This window comes from Albidovulum sp., from assembly GCF_008933605.1.
Taxonomy (GTDB): domain Bacteria; phylum Pseudomonadota; class Alphaproteobacteria; order Rhodobacterales; family Rhodobacteraceae; genus Albidovulum.
Genome location: NZ_WBUS01000211.1, coordinates 1 through 4110, shown reverse-complemented (window position 1 = coordinate 4110; position 4110 = coordinate 1). Strand labels below are relative to the sequence as shown.

Annotated in this window: 6 protein-coding genes; 3 read left to right on the top strand and 3 right to left on the bottom strand. The window is 69.4% G+C overall.

The window, feature by feature from the left end; genetic code table 11:
- Positions 1-973, top strand: a 973-nt coding sequence (gene ftsY, locus F9K34_RS17410; protein ID WP_291338381.1) for a signal recognition particle-docking protein FtsY, incomplete at its 5' end; no start/stop codon positions are given.
- A 3-nt stretch (positions 974-976) separates the two neighbouring features.
- On the opposite strand, the gene F9K34_RS17405 is transcribed toward ftsY, so the two are convergent.
- Positions 977-1465 carry an MgtC/SapB family protein gene (locus tag F9K34_RS17405; protein WP_291338380.1) on the bottom strand — a complete coding sequence of 163 codons (489 nt, stop codon included), beginning with the start codon at positions 1463-1465 and terminating at the stop codon, positions 977-979.
- 63 nt (positions 1466-1528) lie between these two features.
- Between F9K34_RS17405 and F9K34_RS17400 the strand changes: the two genes are divergently transcribed.
- Positions 1529-2428 (top strand): EamA family transporter, encoded by a 900-nt coding sequence (locus F9K34_RS17400; RefSeq protein WP_291338379.1) that lies wholly within the window; start codon positions 1529-1531, stop codon positions 2426-2428.
- A 5-nt stretch (positions 2429-2433) separates the two neighbouring features.
- Entirely contained in the window at positions 2434-3054 is a 621-nt protein-coding gene (locus tag F9K34_RS17395; RefSeq protein ID WP_291338378.1) for an inner membrane-spanning protein YciB, read from the top strand.
- Between the two features lie 4 nt (positions 3055-3058).
- Here the strand turns inward: F9K34_RS17395 and F9K34_RS17390 are convergent, their stop codons facing one another.
- The gene (locus F9K34_RS17390) at positions 3059-3760 is read right to left on the bottom strand and encodes a glutathione S-transferase N-terminal domain-containing protein (protein ID WP_291338377.1); all 702 of its coding nucleotides are present in this window, start codon (positions 3758-3760) and stop codon (positions 3059-3061) included.
- Positions 3761-3838: 78 nt separating this feature from the next.
- On the bottom strand, positions 3839-4110 hold a 272-nt coding region (locus F9K34_RS17385), incomplete at its 5' end, for a hypothetical protein (protein ID WP_291338376.1).

Below are 4110 nucleotides of genomic sequence, written 5' to 3'. Positions count from 1 at the left end.
GCCGGACACCGGTCCGATGGAAATCCCCGGCGAGTACATGGCCGTGTCCGACGCACCGCTGGCCGACAGGCCGGGTTTCCTCGGCCGGATTTTCCGTCGCGCCGCGCCGGGCACCGCGGCCGGGGCCGCGCCGCGCCGGGTACTCGACGATGCCATGCTCGAAAGCCTCGAGGAGCTTCTGATCCGCGCGGACATGGGCGTGGACACGGCGCTCCGCGTCGCGGCCAACCTCGCCGAGGGGCGCATGGGCCGCAGGCTTTCGGTGGCGGAGATCAAGGGCCTCCTCGCCGCCGAGATCGCGCGGATCATGGAGCCGGTGGCTCGGCCCCTGCCGCTCTATCCCCGGAAGCCGCAGGTGGTCCTTGTCGTCGGCGTCAACGGCTCGGGCAAGACCACGACGATCGGCAAGCTCGCCAGCCAGTTCCGCGCCGCCGGCAAGAAGGTGGTGATCGCGGCAGGCGACACCTTCCGTGCGGCGGCGGTCGAGCAGCTCCAGGTCTGGGGCGACCGCGCCGGCGTGCCGGTGATGACCGCGCCAGAAGGCTCCGACCCGGCGAGCCTTGCCTTCGACGCGATGACCCGGGCGCAGGAAGAGGGCGCCGACCTTCTGATGATCGACACCGCGGGGCGGCTCCAGAACCGCCAGGACCTGATGGAAGAACTCGCCAAGATCGTCCGCGTCATCCGCAAGAAGGACCCCGACGCGCCGCACAACACGCTCCTGGTGCTCGATGCCACGACCGGGCAGAACGCGCTGAGCCAGGTCGAGATATTCCGCAAGATCGCCGATGTCTCGGGCCTCGTCATGACCAAGCTCGACGGCACCGCCAAGGGCGGCGTCCTCGTGGCGCTGGCCGACAGGTTCGGCCTGCCGATCCACGCGATCGGGGTGGGCGAGAAGATCGACGACCTTGCCCCCTTCGACCCGGAGGATTTCGCCCGCGCGCTCGTGGGGACGGATGCGGCTGCCTGATCGCTACTTGCCGCCGATCCGGTCGGAGACCGGGCGGAAACACCACAGGATGACGACGCCGAGCGCCGAGGAGACCGTAGCAAGCGCGAGGTGGCCGGTGCCGCAGGCAAGGCCGGTCGCCCCCGAGAGCCACATTCCCGCGCCGGTGGTCAGCCCCTGCACCCTGCCGCCCGAGGAGATGATCGACCCGGCGACGAGGAACGCCACCCCGGCCGTCACCGCCTCGATCAGGCGCAGCGGATCGGCCTTCGCCTCGTCGCCTGCGGCCTCGGCGATGGCCATGAGCTCGAGCCCGACGAGGGCGAAGAGGCAGGCGGCGACCGAGATCAGCATGTGCGTGCGCAGGCCCGCGTTGCGGGCGTGGAGTTCGCGCTCGAACCCGACGATCCCGCCGAGGACCGCGGCGGCCAGCAGGCGGAGGACAACGATCGGCAGCGCGGTCGCTGTGACCTCGGGCGCGAATTCGAGCCGCGCGGCAATCAGGAAATCCATGCGAGCCCCCTTTGGCGTCCCTCCCAACGCGGGCCGGCGCGACGGGTTCCGGGGCGGGCCGCCATGACGGAATGGCTCCTCTCGCTCGAAGGCACCGATGCCGGGCGGCAGGTGGCGATGGGGCTGGCGCTGATGGCAGCCTTCCTCCATGCGCTCTTCGGCGCGTTGCAGAAGGGGCGCCACGACCCCTGGCTTTCGCGCGCCGCGATCGATGCGGCCTATGCCACGATGGCCGCGCCCTTCGCGCTCCTCGTCGTGCCCTGGCCCGAGCCGCACATGTGGCCGATCTTCGCCGGCGCCTTCGTCATCCACACCGCCTACAAGGTCGCGCAGGCCATGACCTACAGCCGCGGCGCCTATGGCGTCGTCTATCCGGTCGTCCGCGGCACGGGGCCCTTCTTCGCGGTGATCGGGGCGGGGCTGATCTTCGGCGAGCACTTCACGGCCGGCCAGTGGGCCGGCGTCGCGGTGCTGATGACGGGGATCTTCGGCCTCGCGGCCTACAACCTGCGCACGGTCACCGCTGACCGCGAGACGATGGTGCCGGCGCTTGTCTGGGCCGTCGTCACCGGGGCCTTCGTCGCCCTCTACACGACCTACGACGCCTACGGCATCCGCGCCACCGCCGATCCCTTCACCTTCCTCGCCTGGTTCTTCCTCATCGACGGCATCGCGATGCCGGTCTATATGTGGCGCCGCTGGCGGCGGCTGCCCGCGTCCGAGGCGGTGCTGCTCCTGAAGCGGGGGGGCATCGGGGCCCTTGTCGCCTATGCGAGCTTCGGCTCGATCCTTCTCGCGACGCGGATCGGGCGGGTAGGCGAGGCGGCAGTGCTGAGGGAAACCTCCGTCGTCTTCGCCGCCCTCATCGCCTGGGCCGTGCTTGGCGAGCGTGTGGGGCCGCGACGGCTCGGGCTGATGGCGTTGATCGCGGCGGGCGCGGTCACGGTGAAACTGGCGGGGTGAGGGGCATGGCGGGCAGGAAGATCAATCCGTGGCTGAAGATCGGGCTCGAACTCGGTCCCGTCATCGCCTTCTTCGTGGCATTCACGCGGCTGAAGGACCATACCGTCACCCTCGGCGGGGCGGAGTATGGCGGTTTCATCCTGGCGACGGCGGGATTCGTGCCGCTGATGATCGTGACGACCCTCATCCTCTGGCGGCTGACCGGGCGGCTCTCGCCGATGCAGGTGGCGACACTCGTGCTCGTCGTCGTCTTCGGCGGTCTCTCGATCTGGTTCAACGACGAACGCTTCTTCAAGATGAAGCCGACGCTCATCTACCTCCTCTTCGCCGGGCTGCTCGGCTTCGGCCTCCTGAGGGGGAAAAGCTACCTCGCGCTCGTGATGGACGAGGTGATGCCGCTCGAGCACGAGGGCTGGATGATCCTGACCCGCAGGCTCACCGCCTTCTTCGTCGGGCTCGCGGTTCTCAACGAGGCGATCTGGCGGACGATGTCCGACGAGGCCTGGGTCAACTTCAAGACCTTCGGCCTGACGGCGGCGATCTTCCTCTTCTTTCTGACGCAGGGCGGCGTCTTCAAGCGCTACGAGGTGGCCGAGGACCGCCGCCGCGATCGGTCGGCCGACTGACCCCTCACCGCTGGAACAGCACCTCCTGCGCCTTGCGGTCGGCCTGCAGGTTCGACCGCTTGTCGGCGGCGAGCGCGCGGCCGCGCTGCACGCCCGGGCGCGCGCCGACCTCGTCGAGCCAGCGTGCCATGTGCGGCTTGTCGTCGAGCGTCTGGCCCTGGCCTTCCCAGAGCGAGGCCCAGCCCCAGATCGCCATGTCGGCGATGGAGTAGAAATCGCCGGCGACGTAGCGATTGCGGCCAAGCTGGCGATCGAGCACGCCGTAGAGCCGCGCCACCTCGCGCCGGTAGCGGTCCTTGGCATAGGGCAGGTCCTGCGGCGGATCGAGCGCGGGCGCGTATTTCAGGAAGTGGTGCGCCTGGCCCGCCATCGGGCCGACGCCCGCCATCTGCCACATCAGCCACTGGTCGACCGCCACCCGGTCGCGCTCGGTCGCGCCGTGGAACAGGCCGGTCTTGCGGGCGAGGTACTGCAGGATCGCCCCCGATTCGAAGATCGCGATGGGCGCGCCATCGGGGCCTTCGGGATCGACGATGGCGGGCATCCGGTTGTTCGGCGCGATCTTCAGGAACTCCGGCCGGAACTGTTCGCCGAGGCCGATGTTGACGAGGTTGAGCCTGTAGGGCAGCCCCATCTCCTCGAGCGCGATGGAGATCTTCCAGCCGTTCGGGGTGGGCCAATAATAGAACTCGACAGGCGCGTGCATGGCGGATCCTTTCTGCGACACTCCGGCAATCTGTGAACCCGGAGGGGACGCTGCAATCTGCACGGACGCACAGGAAGGTCAGCCGAGATCGTCGAGAAGTTCCCGCGCCTGGAGGTGGTGGCGCACGGACCAGTAGCAGGCGGTCAGGTCCGGTCTGGCACAAGGCACGACGGCGCCGTTCACGCGGGCGCGCCAGCTGCCGTCTGCCAGCGCCTCGACCGGATAGGCCTCGGTCAGGACCGTCACCGTTCCGACCGGCATGACGACGGGCCCTGCATTCACGCAGGCCGCGAGCAGGAGCGCGGCGAGGGCGGCACCGAAGGGGCGCATGGGGATCTCCGCATCAGGGA